Source organism: Nocardiopsis sp. CNZ308, assembly GCF_004217075.1.
Genome location: NZ_SHKJ01000001.1, coordinates 5,231,395 through 5,250,946 on the forward strand (window position 1 = coordinate 5,231,395; position 19,552 = coordinate 5,250,946).

14 protein-coding genes and 1 riboswitch are annotated in these 19,552 nt (G+C 76.0%); of the genes, 10 read left to right on the top strand and 4 right to left on the bottom strand.

Features of this window, described 5'->3' with window-relative positions:
- The first annotated feature begins 58 nt into the window (after nucleotides 1-58).
- The 8 genes from EV372_RS22385 (at nucleotide 59) to EV372_RS22420 (ending at nucleotide 10,990) form a co-directional block, all read left to right on the top strand.
- Nucleotides 59-1,099, top strand: coding sequence for an ABC transporter substrate-binding protein (locus EV372_RS22385; RefSeq protein ID WP_130399053.1), 1,041 nt, complete (start codon nucleotides 59-61; stop codon nucleotides 1,097-1,099).
- A complete protein-coding gene (locus EV372_RS22390; protein ID WP_130397624.1) occupies nucleotides 1,096-2,112 on the top strand; it encodes a FecCD family ABC transporter permease in 1,017 nt (338 codons plus the stop codon). The genes EV372_RS22385 and EV372_RS22390 overlap by 4 nt, the downstream gene beginning before the upstream one ends.
- A complete protein-coding gene (locus EV372_RS22395) occupies nucleotides 2,109-3,164 on the top strand; it encodes an ABC transporter ATP-binding protein (RefSeq protein ID WP_130397625.1) in 1,056 nt (351 codons plus the stop codon). The genes EV372_RS22390 and EV372_RS22395 overlap by 4 nt, the downstream gene beginning before the upstream one ends.
- The gene (gene cobN, locus EV372_RS22400) at nucleotides 3,161-6,751 is read left to right on the top strand and encodes a cobaltochelatase subunit CobN (protein ID WP_130397626.1); all 3,591 of its coding nucleotides are present in this window, start codon (nucleotides 3,161-3,163) and stop codon (nucleotides 6,749-6,751) included. Before EV372_RS22395 ends, cobN begins: the two co-directional genes overlap by 4 nt.
- Entirely contained in the window at nucleotides 6,748-7,491 is a 744-nt protein-coding gene (gene cobF, locus EV372_RS22405; RefSeq protein WP_130397627.1) for a precorrin-6A synthase (deacetylating), read from the top strand. The genes cobN and cobF overlap by 4 nt, the downstream gene beginning before the upstream one ends.
- Nucleotides 7,492-7,631: 140 nt before the next feature.
- A complete protein-coding gene (locus EV372_RS22410; RefSeq protein WP_253797426.1) occupies nucleotides 7,632-9,182 on the top strand; it encodes a cobyric acid synthase in 1,551 nt (516 codons plus the stop codon).
- Nucleotides 9,179-9,898 carry a cobalt-precorrin-6A reductase gene (locus EV372_RS22415; RefSeq protein WP_130397628.1) on the top strand — a complete coding sequence of 240 codons (720 nt, stop codon included), beginning with the start codon at nucleotides 9,179-9,181 and terminating at the stop codon, nucleotides 9,896-9,898. Before EV372_RS22410 ends, EV372_RS22415 begins: the two co-directional genes overlap by 4 nt.
- Before the next feature lie 255 nt (nucleotides 9,899-10,153).
- A complete protein-coding gene (locus tag EV372_RS22420; protein WP_130397629.1) occupies nucleotides 10,154-10,990 on the top strand; it encodes an NAD(P)H-binding protein in 837 nt (278 codons plus the stop codon).
- Nucleotides 10,991-11,073: 83 nt separating this feature from the next.
- Here the strand turns inward: EV372_RS22420 and EV372_RS22425 are convergent, their stop codons facing one another.
- A complete protein-coding gene (locus tag EV372_RS22425; protein ID WP_130397630.1) occupies nucleotides 11,074-11,748 on the bottom strand; it encodes a TetR/AcrR family transcriptional regulator in 675 nt (224 codons plus the stop codon).
- 115 nt (nucleotides 11,749-11,863) lie between these two features.
- On the opposite strand from EV372_RS22425, the gene EV372_RS22430 reads away from it, so the two are divergent.
- Complete coding sequence (locus tag EV372_RS22430) at nucleotides 11,864-13,039, top strand: winged helix DNA-binding domain-containing protein (protein WP_130397631.1); 1,176 nt, start codon at nucleotides 11,864-11,866, stop codon at nucleotides 13,037-13,039.
- A gap of 218 nt (nucleotides 13,040-13,257) precedes the next feature.
- Here EV372_RS22430 and EV372_RS22435 read toward each other — a convergent pair whose 3' ends face one another.
- From EV372_RS22435 to EV372_RS22445, 3 genes are all read right to left on the bottom strand, one after another.
- Nucleotides 13,258-14,892, bottom strand: coding sequence for a cobyrinic acid a,c-diamide synthase CobB (locus EV372_RS22435; RefSeq protein WP_130397632.1), 1,635 nt, complete (start codon nucleotides 14,890-14,892; stop codon nucleotides 13,258-13,260).
- A 224-nt stretch (nucleotides 14,893-15,116) separates the two neighbouring features.
- Nucleotides 15,117-15,731, bottom strand: coding sequence for a cob(I)yrinic acid a,c-diamide adenosyltransferase (gene cobO, locus EV372_RS22440; protein ID WP_013152656.1), 615 nt, complete (start codon nucleotides 15,729-15,731; stop codon nucleotides 15,117-15,119).
- Nucleotides 15,731-17,821 (bottom strand): VWA domain-containing protein, encoded by a 2,091-nt coding sequence (locus EV372_RS22445; protein WP_130399055.1) that lies wholly within the window; start codon nucleotides 17,819-17,821, stop codon nucleotides 15,731-15,733. The genes cobO and EV372_RS22445 overlap by 1 nt, the downstream gene beginning before the upstream one ends.
- Before the next feature lie 34 nt (nucleotides 17,822-17,855).
- A riboswitch (cobalamin riboswitch) is annotated at nucleotides 17,856-17,997 on the bottom strand.
- Between the two features lie 50 nt (nucleotides 17,998-18,047).
- Between EV372_RS22445 and cbiE the strand changes: the two genes are divergently transcribed.
- Nucleotides 18,048-19,547, top strand: a complete 1,500-nt coding sequence (cbiE, locus tag EV372_RS22450; RefSeq protein WP_486484025.1) for a bifunctional cobalt-precorrin-7 (C(5))-methyltransferase CbiE/decarboxylating cobalt-precorrin-6B (C(15))-methyltransferase CbiT — start codon at nucleotides 18,048-18,050, stop codon at nucleotides 19,545-19,547.
- Nucleotides 19,548-19,552: the final 5 nt, after the last annotated feature.

Here is a 19,552-nt window from a genome sequence, read left to right on the forward strand (position 1 = left end):
GCGCGGAGGCGTCCCGTGCCAGGCTCCGCGTTCGAGCCCCGACATCCAAGGCATGCCCATGCTGCGTCGCGCCCCGCGCCCCCTTCCCCTCCTGCTCGCCTGCGCCCTGCTGCTCACCGCCTGCGCCCCCTCTCCGGAAGGGGGGAGCGGCGGCACGGAGGCCGCCGACGCCGGCGGCGCCCGCACGGTCGACAACTGCGGACACCGGGTGAGCGTCGACGCCCCGCCCGAGCGCGTCGTCTCCCTCAACCAGGGCAGCACCGAGATCCTGCTCTCCCTGGGGCTGGCGGACCGCATCGTCGGCACCGCCACCTGGACCGATCCGATCATGGAGGGGTTGGAGGAGGCCAACGGGGACATCCCCCGCCTGGCCGACAACGCCCCCTCCTTCGAGGTGGTCCTGGACGCCGAACCGGACTTCGTGACCGCCTCCTTCGTCTCCACGCTCGGCACGGGCGGTGTCGCCACCCGCGAGCAGTTCGAGGAACTGGGCGTGCCCACCTACGTCTCCCCGACCGACTGCGCCGCCGGCAAGGACAACGACAGCGGGGGGGACGGCTCGCGCAGCGAACCCCTCACCCTCGACGCCGTGTACGGCGAGATCCGCGACCTGGCCCTGCTGTTCGGGGTCCAGGAGCGCGGGGAGGAGCTGATCGCGGAGCTGGAGGGGCGGGTGGCGGCGGCCACTGAGGACCTGGACGCCTCCGGCGTCTCCCTCATGTACTGGTTCGCCAACTCCCAGTCGCCCTACCTCGCGGGCTGCTGCGGCGCCCCCGGCGCCATCACCCGCGCGGTCGGCGCGGACAACGCCTTCGACGACACCCACGACGAGTGGCCCCAGATCAACTGGGAGACCGTCGCCGACCGCGACCCCGACGTCATCGTCCTCGGCGACCTGACCCGCGACTCCCAGACCGCGGAGTCCGCCGACGCCAAGATCGCGTTCCTGGAGTCCCACCCCGCCACGGGCAACCTCACCGCCGTGCGCGAGGAGCGCTACGTCCTGCTCAGCGGCCAGGCCATGAACCCCTCGATCCGCACGGTCGAGGGGATCGAGCGGGTCGCCGAGGGTCTGCGCGGCCTCGGGCTCGTCCGGTGAGCGGTGCGCGTCTGGCGCTGCTCTCCTGCGGTGGACTGGTGCTCCTGGCGGTGTCGGTCTCGGTCGCGGTGACCATCGGCCCCGCCGACATCACCACGGCCGAGGTCTGGAGGTCGGTCGCCGCGCGGCTGGGGTGGGGCGAGAGCCGCCTGTCACCGCTGCGCGAGGGCATCGTGTGGGACCTGCGCATGCCCCGCACCCTGCTCGCCGCGGTGTGCGGGGCGGGGCTGGCGCTGTGCGGGGCGGTCATGCAGTCCCTGCTGCGCAACCCCCTGGCGGACCCCTTCGTGCTCGGGGTGTCCTCGGGGGCCTCCACCGGGGCGGTCGCCGTGCTGGTGCTGGGCTGGGGCGGCGCGGTGGTGTCGCTGTCGGCGGGCGCCTTCGTCGGCGCGCTGCTCTCCTTCGGGCTGGTGGTGCTGCTCGCGCACACCCTGGGCGCGAGCATGGACCGCGTGGTGCTGTCCGGGGTGGCGGCCATGCAGCTGTTCTCGGCGCTGACCTCGTTCATCGTGCTGACCTCGGCCGACGCCGAGACCACGCGCGGGGTGCTGTTCTGGCTGCTGGGCTCCCTCAGCGGCGCCGGGTGGGACGACGTGGTGCTGTGCGCGGCGGTGCTGGCCGGTGTGCTCGCCGTGTGCCTGGCGCACACCACCACCCTGGACGCGTTCGCCTTCGGTGAGGAGGCCGCGGCGAACCTGGGCGTGCGGGTGGCCCGCGCCCGCATGGTGCTGCTGTGCGCCACCGCGCTGCTCACCGCCGCCCTGGTCAGTTCGGCCGGGGCGATCGGCTTCGTGGGGCTGGTCCTGCCGCACGCGGCCCGCGCGCTGACCGGCGCGGCCCACGCCAGGCTCCTGCCGGTCACCGCGCTGGCGGGCGCCGTCTTCCTGGTGTGGGTGGACACGGTCGCCCGCACCGCGCTGGACCCGCAGGAGATCCCGGTGGGGGTGGTGACCTCCCTCATCGGGGTGCCCGCCTTCGTCGCCGTGCTCTACCGCTCCAGGAGGCACACGTGACCCGATCCGACCAGGCGGTGGCGCGCGGCCGCGACGGCGCGTCCTCCGCGGCGGTGCCCGGGAGAGGCGCCGTGCCGCAGGCGCTCGGCGGGAGCGGCCCGTCCGTGCGCCAGGCGCCCCCGACCGACGACCGGCGGCCCGCGGGAGGGGACCGGACGCGGCGCGGCGCGCCCGCCGGGACCGGTCTGCGCGCCGAACGGGTGAGCCGCCTGATCGGCGGAGGGCTCGTCCTGGACGGCGTCACCCTGGCTCCGCGCCCCGGCGAGACCGTCGGCCTGCTCGGCCCCAACGGTTCGGGCAAGTCCACGCTGCTGCGGCTGCTCTCCGGTGTCCTGGCGCCCTCCGCGGGCGTGGTCGCCCTCGACGGGACGCCGCTCGACCGGACCGCGCGCCGGGCGGTGGCGCGGCGCGTGGCCGCCGTCGAACAGAACGCGCACACCCAGACCGAGCTGACCGTCCGCGACGTGGTGGCCCTGGGGCGCGTCCCCCACCGCCGCGCCTGGACGCCCATGTCCGCGGCCGACGCGGACGCCGTCGCGGCGGCCCTGGAGCGCACCGGCCTGACCGGTACCGCCGACCGGTCCTGGCACACGCTCTCCGGCGGTGAGCGCCAGCGCGCCCAGATCGCCCGCGCCCTGGCCCAGGAGCCGAGCGAGCTGCTGCTGGACGAGCCGACCAACCACCTCGACATCCAGTACCAGCTCGACCTCATGGAACTGGTCGCGGGCCTGCCGGTCACCACCGTCATCGCCCTGCACGACCTCAACCTGGCCGCGATGTACTGCGACCGGCTGCTGGTGCTGCGCGGCGGGCGCGTCGTCGCCGAGGGCACGCCCTCGCAGGTCCTGACCCCCGCCCTCATCGAGGAGGTCTACGGGGTCCGGGCCGAGGTCACACCCGGACCCGGACACCCGGTGATCCGCTTCCTGCGCCGCGGCTCCGAGCCGCCGCGCCACAGTGACGCCCCCGCCGCCAAGGCGCGGACGACCCCCGGACCCGAGCGGTCCGACCGACGATGGGGAGCCAACCCCGAAGGAGGAATCCGGCCATGACGGTACGGATCGCACTGCTGTCCACCTCCGACACCGATCTGCTCTCCGCGCGGGCCAGCGGCCGCGCGTACGCGTGGGCCAACCCCTCCCGCGCCTCCGACACCGAACTCACCGGCGTCGTCGAGGGCGCCGACCTGGTGGTGGTGCGGCTGCTCGGCTCCCCGCACGACCTGTGGCCGGGCCTGGCCGCCGTCCGGGAACGGGGGACGCCGCTGGTCGTCCTGGGCGGTGAGCAGCAGCCCAGCGCCGAACTGATGGAGCACTCCACCGTCCCGATCGGCCTGGCGGCCGACGCCCACCGCTACCTGGCCGAGGGCGGCCCGGCCAACCTCGCGCGCCTGCACGCCTTCCTGTCCGACACCGTGCTGCTGACCGGCGAGGGGTTCGAGGCGCCCGCGCCCGTCCCGCTGTGGGGCTACGCCGAGCGCGACCGGCCGCAGGAGCCCGGCCTTCCGAAGGTGGGCATCCTCTACTACCGGGCGCACGAGGCGGGCGGCAACACCGCCTTCGCGCACGCCCTGGCCGACGCCGTGGACGCCACCGGGCAGGCCGTGGGCGTGCCCGTGTTCGCCGGGTCGCTGCGCTCGGCGCCCGACGAGCTGTACGGGGCGCTCGGCGGCTTCGACGCCCTGGTGGTCACCGTCCTGGCGGCGGGCGGCAGCGTGCCCGCGTCCGCGAGCGCGGGCGGGGACGACGAGGCGTGGGACGTGGAGCGGATGGCGGCCCTGGACGTTCCCGTCCTCCAGGGGCTGTGCCTGACGAGTCCGCGCGCCGACTGGGAGGCCTCCGACGACGGCGTCACCCCGCTGGACTCGGCGAGCCAGATCGCCATCCCCGAGTTCGACGGCCGCATCATCACCGTCCCCTTCTCCTTCAAGGAGATCGACCGCGACGGCCTGCCCCGCTACGTCGCCGACCCCGAGCGCTGCGCCCGCCTGGCCGGGATCGCGGTCGCCCACGCCCGGCTGCGGCACGTGCCCACCGCCGACAAGCGCGTGGCGGTGGTCCTGTCCGCCTACCCCACCAAGCACTCCCGCATCGGCAACGCCGTCGGGCTGGACACGCCCCGCTCGCTGGTGCGCCTGCTGCGCCGGATGCGCGCTGAGGGCTACGACCTGGGAGAGCCCGGCGCCCTGCCCGGCCTGGACCTGCCCGACGAGACCGAGGCCGGGGACGCGCTGATCCACGCGCTGATCGCGGCGGGCGGCCAGGACGAGGACTGGCTGACCTCCGTGCAGCTGACCGACGCCCAGGTGCGCATCACCCCCGAGGAGTACGCCGCCTGGACCGAGGGCCTGCCCGCCCCGCTGCGGGAGGCGATGACCGAGGCCTGGGGCGCCGCGCCCGGCAACCTCTACGTCAACGACGCGGGCGAGCTGGTCCTGGCCGCGATGCGCGCGGGCAACGTCGTCGTCCTGGTCCAGCCCCCGCGCGGCTTCGGCGAGAACCCGATCGCCATCTACCACGACCCCGACCTGCCCCCCAGCCACCACTACCTGGCCGCCTACCGGTGGCTGGAGCACGGCTTCGGCGCCCACGCCGTCGTCCACCTGGGCAAGCACGGCTCGCTGGAGTGGCTGCCCGGCAAGAACGCCGCGCTCTCGGCCGCCTGCGCCACCGACGCGGTGCTCGGCGACCTGCCGCTCGTCTACCCGTTCCTGGTCAACGACCCGGGCGAGGGCGCCCAGGCCAAGCGCCGCGCCCACGCCACGGTCGTGGACCACCTCATCCCGCCGATGGCCCGCGCCGAGTCCTACGGGGACATCGCCCGCCTGGAGCAGCTGCTCGACGAGCACGCCAACATCGCGGCCATGGACCCGGCCAAGCTGCCCGCCGTCCGCGGCGAGATCTGGTCCCTGATGCGCGCGGCCGAGATGCACCGCGACCTCGGTCTGGAGGAGCGGCCCGACGACGAGGAGTTCGACGACTTCCTGCTCCACGTGGACGGCTGGCTGTGCGAGATCAAGGACGCGCAGATCCGCGACGGCCTGCACGTGCTCGGCGAGGCGCCCGAGGACGAGGCCAGGGTGAACCTGGTCCTGGCCGTCCTGCGCGCCGCGCAGGTGTGGGGAGGCGTGGGGGCCGCCGTGCCCGGTCTGCGTTCGGCGCTGGGCCTGAAGGAGGACGCGCCCGCCGTCGAGGTCGACCGGGTGGAGGCCCTGGCCCGCGGCCTCGTCGAGCGGATGGAGGCCGCGGGCTGGGACCCGGCCGCCGCGTCCGGCCTGCACGACGACCCCGGGGTGCGCGCCGTCCTGGAGTTCGCCGCCGCGCAGGTGGCGCCCCGCCTGGCCCGCACCACCGACGAACTCGACCACGTCGTCCACGCCCTGGCGGGCGGCTTCGTCCCGGCGGGCCCCTCCGGCTCCCCGCTGCGCGGCCTGGTCAACGTGCTGCCGACCGGCCGCAACTTCTACACCGTCGACCCCCGCGCCGTCCCCTCCCGGCTGGCCTGGCAGACCGGGCAGGCGATGGCCGAGTCCCTGCTGCGCCGCCACCTGGAGGACACCGGGACCTACCCCGAGTCGGTGGGCCTGTCGGTGTGGGGCACGTCGGCGATGCGCACCTCCGGCGACGACGTGGCCGAGGTACTGGCGCTGCTGGGCGTGCGCCCGGAGTGGGACGAGGCCTCGCGCCGGGTCTCGCGGCTGGACGTGGTGCCGCTGGAGGAGCTGGGCCGCCCGCGCGTGGACGTCACGGTGCGCATCTCCGGCTTCTTCCGCGACGCCTTCCCGCACGTGGTCGCCATGCTGGACGACGCCGTGAACCTGGTGGCCGACCTGGACGAGCCCGAGGAGAGCAACTTCGTGCGCGCCCACACCCGCGCCGACCTGGCCGAGCACGGCGACCGGCGCCGCGCCACCACCCGGATCTTCGGCTCCGCGCCGGGCTCCTACGGCGCGGGCATCCTCCAGGTGGTGGAGTCGGGCACCTGGCGCGACGACCGCGACCTGGCGGAGGTCTACACGGCCTGGGGCGGCTTCGCCTACGGGCGGGGCCTGGACGGCGTGGCGGCGGCCGACGACATGCGCGCCAACTACCGCCGGATCAGGGTCGCGGCCAAGAACGTGGACAGCGCCGAGCACGACATCGCCGACTCCGACGACTACTTCCAGTACCACGGCGGCATGATCGCCACCGTCCGCGCCCTCACCGGCGCCGACCCCAAGGCCTACGTCGGCGACTCCACCTCGCCCGACGCGGTGCGCACCCGCACCCTGGCCGAGGAGACCGCCCGCGTGTTCCGGGCCCGGGTGGTCAACCCGCGCTGGATCTCGGCCATGCGCCGCCACGGCTACAAGGGCGCCTTCGAGCTGGCCGCCACGGTCGACTACCTCTTCGGCTTCGACGCCACGGCCGGTGTGGTCCACGACTGGATGTACGACAAGCTCGCCGCCGAGTACGTGCTCGACGCCGACACCCAGGAGTTCCTGCGCCGCTCCAACCCGTGGGCGCTGCACGGTATCGTCGAGCGGCTGCACGAGGCCGCCCGGCGCGGTCTGTGGGCCGAGCCGGACCCGGCGACGCTGGAGGCCCTCCAGGAGGTCTACCTGGAGGTCGAGGGAGACCTGGAGGACCGGTCCGAGTGAGGGTGCGCATCCTGGGCATCGGCATGGGGCCGCGGCACGTCACCCCGGAGGTCGCCGACGCGCTGCGCGGCTGCGACTACGCGGTGGCCGCCCGCAAGCGCGGGGACGACGGGCTGCTGGCCCTGCGCCGGGCCGTGTGCGAGGCGCACGGCGTGCCGCTGGTCGCGGTGCCCGACCCCGAACGCGACCGCGACGACCCGGCGGACTACGCGGCCGCGGTGGCCGCCTGGCACGAGGCGCGGGTGGCCGCCTACGAGCGGGTGCTGGGCGAACGCGGCGGCACCGCGGCGTTCCTGGTCTGGGGCGACCCGGGGCTGTACGACTCCACGCTGCGGATCGTGGAACGGATCGCCGAGCGGGGGGCCGTCGCGGTGGAGTACGACGTGCTCCCCGGCGTCAGCGCTCCCCAGCTCCTGGCCGCGCGGCACCGGATCGTGCTGCACGAGGTGGGCCGTCCGGTGCACGTGACCCCCGCGCGCCGCCTGGGCGAGGCGGTGGCGGCGGGGCAGGACAACATCGTCGTCATGCTCGGGGGCGAGGCCGTGCTCGGGGGCGAGCTGGCGTTCGGGGAGCTGAGGGACTGGACGGTCTGGTGGGGCGCCAACCTGGGCACCGACACCGAGGAACTGGTCGCCGGACGGGTCGGCGCGGCGCAGCTCGACATCGCCGCGCGCCGCAGGCGGGCCAGGGCGCGGGCGGGCTGGGTGATGGACGTCGCGCTGCTGAGGAGGCCGAGGTGAACGGAACCGGGCCGGGGGCTCCGGAGGAGGGCGGCGGACCGTCCCCGCGCGGAGCGGCCCCGTCGGACGAGGGCGGGCGACGAAGGGGGGAGGACCGCGCGCGGAGCGCGTCCGTTGAGGGCGGCGGGCCCAAGGCCCTGGTGCGCGGCGAGGACCGCGGCCTCGGCGGAGGAGGGCTCCTGGTCGCCGGGACCACCTCCGACGCGGGCAAGAGCGTGGTCACCACCGCCCTGTGCCGGGCCTTCGCGCGCCGCGGCGCGCGGGTCGCCCCCTACAAGGCGCAGAACATGTCCAACAACTCCATGGTCTGCCACGGCCCCGACGGCCGCCCGGCGGAGATCGGCCGCGCCCAGTGGGTGCAGGCCCTGGCGGCCCGCGCCGTGCCCGAGCCCGCCATGAACCCCGTGCTCCTCAAACCGGGCACCGACCGGCGCAGCCACGCCGTCCTGCTCGGCCACCCCGCCGGGGACGTCTCCTCGGCCGACTGGGAGGCGGGCCGCCGCCACCTGGCCGAGGCCGCGCACGCCGCCTACGACGACCTCGCCTCCCGCCACGACGTCGTCGTCGCCGAGGGCGCGGGCAGCCCCGCCGAGATCAACCTGCGGGCGGGCGACTACGTCAACATGGGCCTGGCCCGGCACGCGGGCCTGCCCGTGGTGGTGGTCGGCGACATCGACCGGGGCGGCGTCTTCGCCGCGATGTACGGCACGGTGGGCCTGCTGGAGCCCGCCGACCAGGAACTGGTCGCGGGCTTCGTGGTCAACAAGTTCCGGGGGGACCCCGAACTGCTGCGGCCCGGCCTGGAGGACCTCCAGCGGCTCACCGGCCGCCGGGTCTACGGCACCCTGCCGTGGGACCCGGGGCTGTGGCTGGACTCCGAGGACGCCCTGGACCTGGAGGGCCGCCGGACGCGCGGGGGAGCGGGGCTGAGGGTGGCCGTGGTGCGCCTGCCCCGGATCAGCAACTTCACGGACGTGGACGCCCTCGGGCTGGAACCGGGCCTGGACGTCGTCTTCGCCTCCGGCCCGCGCGATGTGGCCGACGCCGACCTGGTCGTCCTGCCCGGCACCCGCTCCACCCTGGCCGACCTGGCCTGGCTGCGCTCGCGCGGGCTCGACCGGGCGATCGTCGAGCACGCCCGGCGCGGTCGGCCGCTGCTGGGGATCTGCGGCGGGTTCCAGATGCTCGGCCGCACCGTCACCGACGCCGACGGGGTCGAGGCCGAACCCGGAGCGCGCGCGGACGGCCTCGGGCTGCTCGACGCCCGGACCGACTTCACCGCGGACAAGACCCTGCGCCTGCCCTCGGGGGAGGCGCTCGGGGCGCCCGCGCACGGCTACGAGATCCACCACGGCCGGGTCACGGTCGGCGGCGGGGCGGAGGGGTTCCTGGGCGGCGCCCGCGCGGGCAACGTCTTCGGCACCATGTGGCACGGCAGCCTGGAGGGGGACGCCTTCCGCGCGGCCTTCCTGGCCGAGGCGCTGGGCTGCGCGCCCTCGGGGGTGCGCTTCGCCGCCTCCCGGGAGCGGCGCCTGGACCTGCTCGCCGACCTGGCGGAGGAGCACCTGGACGTGGACGCCCTGCTCGCCCTGGCCCGCGAGGGCGCCCCGGCGGGTCTGCCCGCGCTGGCCCCGGGGGCCCCGCCCGCCGCACGTTCCCGGCGCGGGCCCGGGGTGGAGGTGTCCCGGTGAGGCTGCTGCTTTTGGGGGGAACGTCCGAGGCCCGTGAGCTGGCCGCCCTCCTGGTCGACGCGGGCGTGGACGTGACCACGTCGCTGGCCGGGCGGGTGGCCCGGCCCCGCCTTCCGGTGGGCGGGGTCCGGATCGGCGGCTTCGGGGGAGTGCCGGGCCTGCGCGCGGCGCTGGCCTCCTACGACGCGGTCGTGGACGCCACCCACCCCTTCGCCCTGGGCATGACCGCCAACGCGGCGGCCGCCTGCACGGACCTGCCCCTGCTGCGGCTGGAGCGGCCGGGCTGGGACCCCGATCCGGCCTGGCGGTACGCCGCCACCCACGAGGAGGCGGCGGAGCGGGCCGCGGAGCTCGGGGAGCGGCCCTTCCTCACGGTGGGCCGCCAGGAACTCGCCCGCTTCGTGCCGAGGCTGGAGCGTCGGGCGGTCCTGGCCCGGGTGGTGGACGTCCCCGGACTCGCGCTGCCCGGCACGTGGTCCCTGCTGACCAGCCGGGGGCCGTACACCCTCGACGGCGAACTGGACCTGATGGGCGGGCACCGCGCGGACGTGCTGGTCACCAAGGACTCCGGCGGCGCCTACACCTGGCCCAAGATGGAGGCGGCCGGGCTGCTGGGCGTTCCGGTCGTGGTGGTGCGGCGCCCGCCGGGCCCGGTCGGCGTGCCCACCGTCCACGACGTGGCCGCCGCGTTCGCCTGGGTGACCGCCCTGGGGTGAGAGGGGACGCCTCCCGCCGCGGCCGGGGCCGACACCGCCGGTGCGCGCGGGCCCTTCCGGAAGAGGGGGCGCCCGTCCGGCTCCGGGGCGCTTCCCCGCGGTTCGGGCGTGGGAGCCGACGGGCGGTACGGGCGGCGAGGGGCGCCCGTCCGTCAACCACCGGGCGTGTTCGCTCCACCGGGGCTGGACGATGACGAAGGTATCGCAGCTTCTCGCCCATGGATTCGTCCGAGCGGGTGCCGTTGAATCGCTTCCATGAGCAACGACACCACTCTCGTCCTCGGCGCCACCGGCAAGACCGGCCGACGGGTCGCCGCCCGACTGCGGCTGCGCGGCACGCGGGTGCGCACCGCCTCCCGATCCAGCCGGACCCGCTTCGACTGGTCCGACCCCGACGGCTGGGACGCGGCCCTGCGCGGCGCCACCGCCGTCTACGTCGTGCCCCCGGCCGTGCCCGGGCCCGTACACGAGTTCGTGGCCAGGGCCGAGGAGGCCGGCGTGCGGCGGCTGGTCCTGCTCTCCGGGCACGGCTCCGACACCTGGGGCGACTCCGCGTTCGGCCTGGACATGCGGTCGGCCGAGGAGGCCGTGCGCGGCTCGGCCCTGGAGTGGACCGTTCTGCGGCCGTCGAACTTCGACCAGAACTTCGACGAGGACCTCTTCCACGCCCCGCTGGTCGCCGGGGAGCTGGCGCTCCCGGCCGGTGCGGTGCCCGAGCCGTTCATCGACCTGGAGGACGTCGCCGACGTCGCGGCCGCGGTGCTGACCGAAACCGGTCGGCACGCCGGCCGGATCTACGAACTGACCGGACCGCGTGCGCTCACCTTCGGTGAGGCCACCGAACTGATCTCCCGGGCGTCCGGACTGCCCATCGCCTACAAGCAGGTCTCCCCCGACGAGTACGTCGCGTCGCTGGTCGAGGAGGGCTGGGGCGAGGGTGACGCCCGCCACGTCGCCGAGATGTTCGTGCTGATGGAGCGCGGGGGCCTCGCCGAGACGACGGACGGGGTGGCCACCGTGCTGGGGCGCGCTCCCCGTACCTTCGAGGACTACGTGGTCCGGGCCGCGGCGGCGGGGGCCTGGCGGAGGTGACCGTCCGGCGGCCCCGGGCCGGGGCCCGCGCGGACCCCGGCCCCGGGCCCTCCCACCGGTTCGGGGACGGTCGTCCCGGCTGGTCAGGGCGCGCGTTCCGGTTCCGTCGAGGAGGGCTGGGCCCCGGGGACGCGCAGCGCGGGCATCAGGACGCCGTCCACCAGCGACACGAGGAAGTCCCGGTCGAAGGGCCTGCGCTGGACGAGCGCGCGGTAGGCGGCCATCGACGCGACCACCTGCGAGAGGGTGTCGACGTCGGCCGCGGCCGAGGCCTCCCCGCGCTCGACGGCGCGCCGCATGAGGAAGCGGTGGGCCTCGGCCCAGGGCTGGACGATCGCGGCGCTGACGGCGTCGGCGGACGCCTCGTCCTGGACGAGCATCGAGGCCAGCCCCGCCATGATCCGGAGCCTGCGCTCGCCCTCCCGCGCCGACTGGGGCCGGAACAGGCCGAGCAGGTCCTCCCGGAGGTCACCGGTGTCGGGCAGGCTCCCGGTGTCGACCTGCTCGCGCTTCATGCGCGCCACCGCGTCGACCACCAGTTCCGTCTTGGAGGGCCAGCGGCGGTAGAGCGTGGCCTTCCCGGCTCCGGCCCGGGCCGCGACGGCGTCCATCGTCAGCCGGGCGAACCCGGCTTCGGCCAGGACCTCCAGCGCCGCGTCGAGGATGGCGCCGTCCCGGGAGCTGTCCCGCCTGCGGCCGGGGCGCACGGGACCGCCGCCGGGCGCGGCGGGGGCACGGGTGTCGCTGTCTCGGGTCATGGCGGCCTCCTCCTCGTCTCACCGCTGGTCAGAACGATACACACCGGTTCCGGAACAGGTGAGTTCCGGAACTGGCGCGTATCGAAATGTCCGGACGGTGTGGCACGATGAGCCGATGCACCACGTGAGTGACGATGAACGGCGCGCCCGCATCGGCGTTCGGCACGCCCTGGCGGCGGGTTTCCACGCGGACTCCCCGGAGGCGGCCACGCGGGCGGTGGCCGCGCTGCACGCCACCGAACCGGCCACCGTCTACCTGTCGTGCCGGGCGCGCGTGCCCTCGCTGACCGTGGCCGACCTCGACAGGGCGCTCTACGAGGACCGGCGGCTGGTGAAGCAGCTGGCGATGCGGCGCACGCTCTTCGTGTTCCCGCGCGAACTGCTGCCCGCCGTGTGGCCGAGCGCCTCCGCGCGCGTCGCCGCCGCGGAGCGCGCCCGCATGCGCAAGGACCTGGTCAGGGAGGGGATCACCGACGACGGCGACGCCTGGCTCGACCGGGCCGGGGCCGAGGTCCTGGCGCTGCTCGCCGACGAACCCGGGGGCCTGGTGGCCGCCGACGTGCGCCGGGCGGTGCCCAGGATCGACGTGAGGGTGGCGGGGTCGGCGGGCGAGGTGTGGTCGGCGCCGCGGGTGCTCACCCTCCTCGGCGCCTCCGCCGACATCGTGCGCGGTGCCAACACCGGCCGCTTCGCGGTCTCGCAGCCGCGCTGGACCCTGACCGGGCACTGGCTCGACGGAGTTCCCGCCCGGTGGAGCGCCGCCGAGGGCTACCGGGAGCTCGTCCGCCTCTGGCTGCACAGTTTCGGACCGGGGACCGAGGAGGACATCGTCTGGTGGCTGGGGTCCACCAAGACGGCGGTGCGCACGGCGCTGGCCGAACTCGGCGCCGTCATGGTCTCCCTCGACGGCGGTTCCACCGGTTGGCTCCTGCCCGACGACCTCGGCCAGGCGGCCGACCCGGGCCCGTGGGTCGCCCTGCTGCCGGTGCTGGACCCGACCGTCATGGGCTGGCGCGGCCGGGACTTCTACCTGGGCCCCCACCGCCAGCAGCTCTTCGACAACCGCGGCAACGCGGGCACGACCGCCTGGGCGGACGGCCGCGTGGTCGGGACGTGGGTGCAGGACGGCTCCGGCGCGGTCCGGGTGCACCTGCTCGAACCGGTGTCGACGGCGACGCGGCGGGCCCTGGGGGAGGAGGCGGCGCGCCTGACCGAGTGGCTCGACGGCGTCCGCATCGGTACCGGCTACGTGTCGCCCGCGATGAGGGCCGCCCGGGCCGCGTGGGAGTGAGGGCGGCCCGGCGCACCGGCGGCGGGCTGGACCTCCCGACCGCCGGGGGAGCGGTCGTCGCGCCCGCCCAGCGCCGGTCACCGACCGCGCACGCCGGAACCGGGCGGCGGCGGGTCGTCGATGCGCGGTCGCCCACGGCGTGGCCCCGAGGGGGCGGTCGTGGCCGGTCCGGCGCAGGCCGTCGGAGGGGCGACGCGTCGGGGGAGCCGCAACGGGTGCTAGGCGCGTACGGCGTCCGCGAAGCGGGCGGCGAGCCGGGGGTGCCCGGCCCAGTGGACGTGCAGGTAGGAGGCGTGCAGCGTCGGTGAGGCGAAGCCCTCCGGCGCTCCCTCGATCTCCCACGCCGGGAGGTCGCCGCGGGCGCCGGGGGTCAGGGCGGTGCGGTGGAACTCGTGTCCGGTGACCCGTTCCCCGGCCCGGGTCAGCAGGGTGTCCCCCGGTGAGACCGCCTCGGGGTAGCGCAGGGTGAGCCGCCCCGTCATCCGGGCGCGCGCGGGGACGGCCCCGGCCATGGGTTCGCCGTCCAGCGACTCGGCCAGGTAGAGCAGACCCGCGCACTCGGCGACGGTCGGCACCCCGTCCCGCACCGCCTCGCGCAGCTGGGTCAGCAGGCCGCGGTTGGCGGCGAGCTCACCGGCGTAGACCTCGGGGAAGCCGCCGCCGAGGTAGACGCCCCGGGTGCCCGGGGGCAGCGCGGTGTCGCCCAGCGGATCGAACGCGACGACCTCGCACCCGGCGGCGGTGAGCAGTTCCTCGGTCTCGGCGTAGCGGAAGGTGAAGGCCCGGCCGCCCGCCACCGCGACCACCGGCCGCCGCGACGCTGGGGGCTCATGGGGACCGTGGTCGGTCTGGGCTGTGTGGCGCTCGCAAGGATCACCGGGGACACGAGCTGTGCGGGGCCCATGGTCCGTGTGGGCTGCGACCACCGCTTGCTGGGGCGGAGGGGGTTCGTGGGGTCCGAGGCCGGTGTGGGCTGTGTGTTGCCCACCGGGATCGCCAGGGGCACGAACCGTGTGGGGCTCATGGGCTGTGTGGGCTGCGTGGGGAGTGCGGGACGCCTCCCGCGCCCGCACCCGGACCCCGAGCGGGGTGGCGGGGGCTGACACCTCCCGTGCCGGGCCCTCGGGCGGGGACCCCGGAACGGGTGTTCCCAGTGCCCGTGCCGGATCCCAGGGGCGGGCGTCCAGCGCGGGCGCGGAGCGGGCCACCGCGAGCAGCGCGTCCAGGTCCACCTGGCGCGCGACGTGCTCCCCGAGCCGTTCGACCACGCGCGCCGACTCCGCCCGCTCCGACGCCGGGACCAGCCCCAGGTGCCGGGACGGGCTGGCGAGCCGCTCGTCGCGGTGGACCACGCCGAGGACCGGCAGGTGCGTGGCCCGGGTGATCTCGGCGACGTTGCGCGCCGAACCCGCCTGGTTGAGGATCACCCCGACCACCTCGACCGCCGGGTCGTAGGCGGCCATCCCCGCCACCAGTGCGCCCACCGAACGCGACATCCGCGACACGTCCACCACCAGCACCACCGGTGTCCGGGTCAGGGCCGCGACGTGCGCGGACGAGGCGAACCCGTCGGTGCCCAGCCGCCCGTCGTGCAAGCCCATCACACCCTCGATGACGGCGACGTCCGCGCCGCGCGCCCCGTGCAGCAGCAGCGGCGCCACCCGCTCCTCGCCGACCAGGTGCGGGTCGAGGTTGCGGCCCGGACGCCCGGTGGCCAGGGCGTGGTAGCCGGGGTCGATGTAGTCCGGCCCCACCTTGTGACCGCTCACCGCGTACCCGGCGTCGCGCAGCGCCGCCATCAGCCCGGTCGCGACCGTGGTCTTGCCCTGCCCGGTCATGGGCGCGGCGATCATCAGCCGGGGCAGCGCCGTCGGCCGTGCACGCGGCGTCGGCCGGAGCAGTCCCGTCGGCCGGGCTGACGGCGCCGGTCCGGCGGGCTCCGGGGACCCCGTCGTCCGGCCTCCGCGCTTCCCGGCGGGTGCCGGGGCCCCCGCTTCTCCGGCTCCCGCGTACCCCTCGGCGGCCCCCGCGGGCCCTGCCGTCCGGCTTCGCGAACCTTCCGAGGCGCCCCGGGAGGTCACCACTCGATGCCCCGCTGCCCCTTGCGCCCGGCGTCCATGGGGTGCTTGACCTTCGTCATCTCGGTGACCAGGTCGGCGGCCTCCAGCAGCCGCGGGTCGGCGCGGCGGCCGGTGATCACCACGTGCTGGCGGCCGGGGCGGTCCCGCAGGGCGGCCAGGACGTCCTCGACGTCGACCCAGCCCCAGTTGAGCGGGTAGGTGAACTCGTCCAGGATGAGCAGGTCGTGCGTCTGGTCGGCGAGCCTTCGTCTGATCTCCGCCCAGCCCTCGGCGGCGTCCGCCGCGTGGTCCTCGGCGTCGCCCTTGCGGCGGCTCCACGACCAGCCCGAACCCATCTTGTGCCACTCGACCGGACCGCCCTCGCCGGTCTGCTCGTGCAGCTCGCCCAGGCGTTCCAGCACGGTCTGCTCGCCGATGCGCCACTTCGCGGACTTGACGAACTGGAACACCCCGATCCGCCAGCCCTGGTTCCAGCCGCGCAGCGCGAGGCCGAACGCGGCGGTCGACTTGCCCTTGCCGTCACCGGTGTGCACGGCGAACACGGGCTGGTTGCGGCGCTGGCGCGTGGTGAGCCCGTCGTCGGGGACGACGAGCGGCTGTCCCTTGGGCATCAGGCGGCCCTCTCTCGTACGGCGGTGCCCAGCGCGTGGGCGCTGACCTCGCTGACGGGCATGTGGTCGGCGCCCAGGCGGGCGGCCAGGGAGGCGGCCAGGCCCAGGCGCAGCGGCCCGGACTCCCCGTCCACCACGACGGTGGTCACGCCCAGCCCGGCGACGTGGTCGGCGGCGGTCATGGCGCGGCCCACCGCACCCTTGCCGCCGGTGGCCCGTCCGTCGGTGACCACGACCAGGAGCGGGCGCAGCCTCGGGTCCCGCAGCCGCTCGCGGCGCAGGACGCGGGCCGCCTCCTCCAGTCCCTCGGCCAGCGGGGTGCGCCCCCCGGCGGGCAGGTCGTCGAGGCGGGCCGCGGCCACGTCCACCGAACGGGTCGGCGGCAGCGTGAGTTCGGCCTCGCGTCCCCGGAAGGTGACCAGGCCGACCTTGTCGCGGCGCCGGTAGGCGTCCAGGAGCAGGGACAGGATCGCGGTCTTGACCTCGGTCATGCGCCTGCGCGCCGCCATGGAGCCGGAGGCGTCCACGCAGAACAGCACCAGGTTGGTCTCCTGGCCCTCGCGGACCGCGACGCGCAGGTCGCGGGGGTGCAGCCGCAGTCGGCCGCCGTTCTGGGGCCGCAGAGCGGCGGCCCGCACGGTCTCCACCAGGTGGACCGCGCTGCCCGCGCCCCGGCCGGGCTCGGCGGCGCCGATCCGGCGGCCCCGCGTGCCGACGGCCCGGCTGCGCCTGCCGTCGGCGCCCTCTCCGGAGCCCCGCACGGTGAGCAGCCGGGTCCGGTAGGGGGCGGCGGCCCTGGCGGTGGCCGGGGAGGCGCCGGAGGGGCGGGGTTCGGGGGAGTCGCCCTCGGCGTCCTCGGGCGCGTGCTCGGCGGAGGCGGGGGAGTGCTCCGGGTCGGGCTGTTCGCCGCCGGAGGTCTCGGCTTCCCCGGTGTCCCCGACGTTGTCCGGGGGACTGGCGTTGTCGGAGGGGTCCTGTGGGTCCTGTGCGTCCGACGGGGTTTCGGAACCGTCGTCGTCGGTCCCCCGCGGGCCCGGCGGCTCCGGGGGGTCGGGCGGCGGTTCCTCGTCGCCCAGGATCCGGTCCAGGAGTTCCTCGTCGAGTCCCGGCGCGTCGAAGGGGTTGCGCCGTCGTCGGTGCGGCAGGGCGAGCGTGGCGGCGCGGCGGATGTCGGCCCGGGTGACCGAGGTCCGGCCCGACCAGGCCGCGTGCGCCATCGCCGTGCGCGCGGTCACGATGTCGGCGCGCAGGCCGTCCACGTCGTAGGCCGCGCACACCTCGGCGATCTTCAGCAGAGCCGCCTCGGACAGGTGCACCCGGCCCAGCGCCTCCCGGGCCGCCGCGATGCGTTCGGCCAGGGCCTTCTCGGCCTCGTGGTAGCGCCCGGCGAAGGCGGCGGGGTCGGCGTCGTGGGACATGCGCCTGCGCACCACCTCGGCGCGGACCGCGGGCTCGGACGGCGCGGCGACCTCGACGGTGAGTCCGAACCGGTCCAAGAGCTGCGGGCGCAGCTCGCCCTCCTCGGGGTTCATGGTGCCGATGAGCAGGAACCGGGCCGCGTGCTCCACGGAGAACCCGTCGCGCTCCACGGTGACCCGGCCGGTCGCGGCGGCGTCCAGGAGCAGGTCGACCAGGTGGTCGTGCAGGAGGTTGACCTCGTCGACGTAGAGGATGCCGCGGTGGGCCCGGGCCAGCAGGCCGGGTTCGTAGGCGACCCTGCCGTGGGTGAGGGCCTGTTCCAGGTGCAGGGAGCCCAGGACGCGGTCCTCGGTGGCGCCGACGGGCAGTTCGACCAGGCGCACCGGGCGGCTCTCCACGGTGGTGCCGGACCCGAAGGGCCCGTCGGGGGAGTGCTGCGCCGGGTCGGCGGGGTCCACGGAGAACCGGTCGCCCTGGTAGACGTCGACGGGCGGCAGGAGGGAGGCCAGGGCCCGGACCGCGGTGGACTTGGCGGTGCCCTTCTCGCCGCGTACCAGGACGCCGCCGATCTCCGGGGAGACGCTGGTGAGGACGAGGGACAGGCCCAGGTCGTCGAGTTCCTCGGCGTCGCAGCCGACGATCGCGGAAAAGGGGTAGTGCGGTGACCGCAATGGCATGTAGAGGCTCCCGCTCATGTCGCCATCGGTAAGGGACGGGCGCGAGGCCGGTCTTCGGACTTGCCGGGTCCTTCCTGGACGGAAGGCTCGGTTCACCGCAGCGGGCCTGTGCCGGAGTCTCACCGGGCTTCCCAGATTCTCCCCGTCGGCCGTCCCCACCGTTTCCGATGGCTGGGCCGTTGGGGCACCTCATGCCTGCCGCCACGATAGCGTCCGGGGAATGAAGGACGACAGCCGCCCTCCCGTCACCCACCACCGCCCGGATGCCGCTGCGCGGGGGAGTGGTGCACCCTCAACGGACGCCTGCGGCGCGGAGCCCCCTCCCGTCACCCACCACCGCCCGGATGCCGCTGCGCGGGGGAGTGGTGCACCCTCAACGGACGCCTGCGGCGCGGAGCCTCCTCCCGTCACCCGCCACCGCCCGGATGCCGCTGCGCGGGAGGACGGGACCTCCCCGCCCACCGGGCACCGGATCACCGTCGTCGGCATCGGCGCGGAGGGCTGGTCCGGCCTGCCCGAGCGGCTGCGCGCGCTCGTCCTGGCCGCCGACACGGTCCTGGGCGGGCGCAGGCACCTGGCGATGCTCCCCGACCGGCCCCGGCAGCGCCGCCAGGCCTGGCCCTCACCCCTGCGCGAGGGGCTGCCGCCACTGCTGGCCTCCCTCGACGACGCTTCCGCTGACGGCGCCGCCAGCGACAGCGCCTCCCCCGTCGGCCCCTCCACCGTGGCGCTGGCCTCCGGCGACCCCCTGGTGTCCGGTATCGCCACCACCCTGATCGACCTGCTGGGCGCGGACGCCGTGCGGGTGGAACCCGCGGTCTCCTCGGTCGCCCTGGCCCGCGCCCGCATGGGCTGGCCCGCCGAACGCTGCGCGGTGGTGGGCCTGGTCGGCCGCGACCCCCGCCTGCTGCTGCGCCAGCTCGCCCCCGGCCACCGCGTCCTGGTGCTCTCCTCCGACGGTGCCACCCCCGCCGCGGTCGCCGCCCTGCTGGTCGGCGCGGGCTACGGCGCCAGCCGGATGACCGTGCTGGGCGACCTGGGCGCGGACTCCGAGTCGCGCCTGGAGACCACCGCCGACCACTGGCTCGCCTCACCTCCCGGCACGGTGCCCCCGCTGCACGTGCTGGCCCTGGAACTCCTCGGCCCGCCCGGCCACGGCCTGGTCGCGGGGCTGCCCGACGACGCCTTCGAACACGACGGGCAGCTCACCAAGCGCGACCTGCGCGCCTCGGCGCTGGCCCGCCTGGCTCCCTCGCCGGGCCAGCACCTGTGGGACGTGGGCGCTGGCGCGGGGTCGGTCGGCATCGAGTGGATGCGCGCCCACCCCTCCTGCACCGCCACGGCGGTGGAGGCCCACCCCGAACGGGCCGCGCGGATCGGCCGCAACGCGGGCCGCCTCGGTGTTCCCGGCCTGGAGGTGGTCACTGGCCGCGCGCCGGACGCGCTGGCCGGGCTGCCCGCGCCCGACGCGGTGTTCGTCGGCGGCGGCGCGACCCGGCCGGGCGTGCTCGACGCCTGCCTGGGGGCGCTGCGGCCGGGAGGGCGGATCGTGGTGCACGGGGTGACGCTGGAGACCGAGCAGCTGCTCGCCGATGCCCACCGGCGCCACGGGGGCGAGCTGACCCGGATCGCCGTCGAGACCACCGCGCCCATCGGCGGGTTCACCGGCTGGACGCCCGCCCGCACGGTCACCCAGTGGTTCCTGGCGGTGCTGCCCTGACCCTC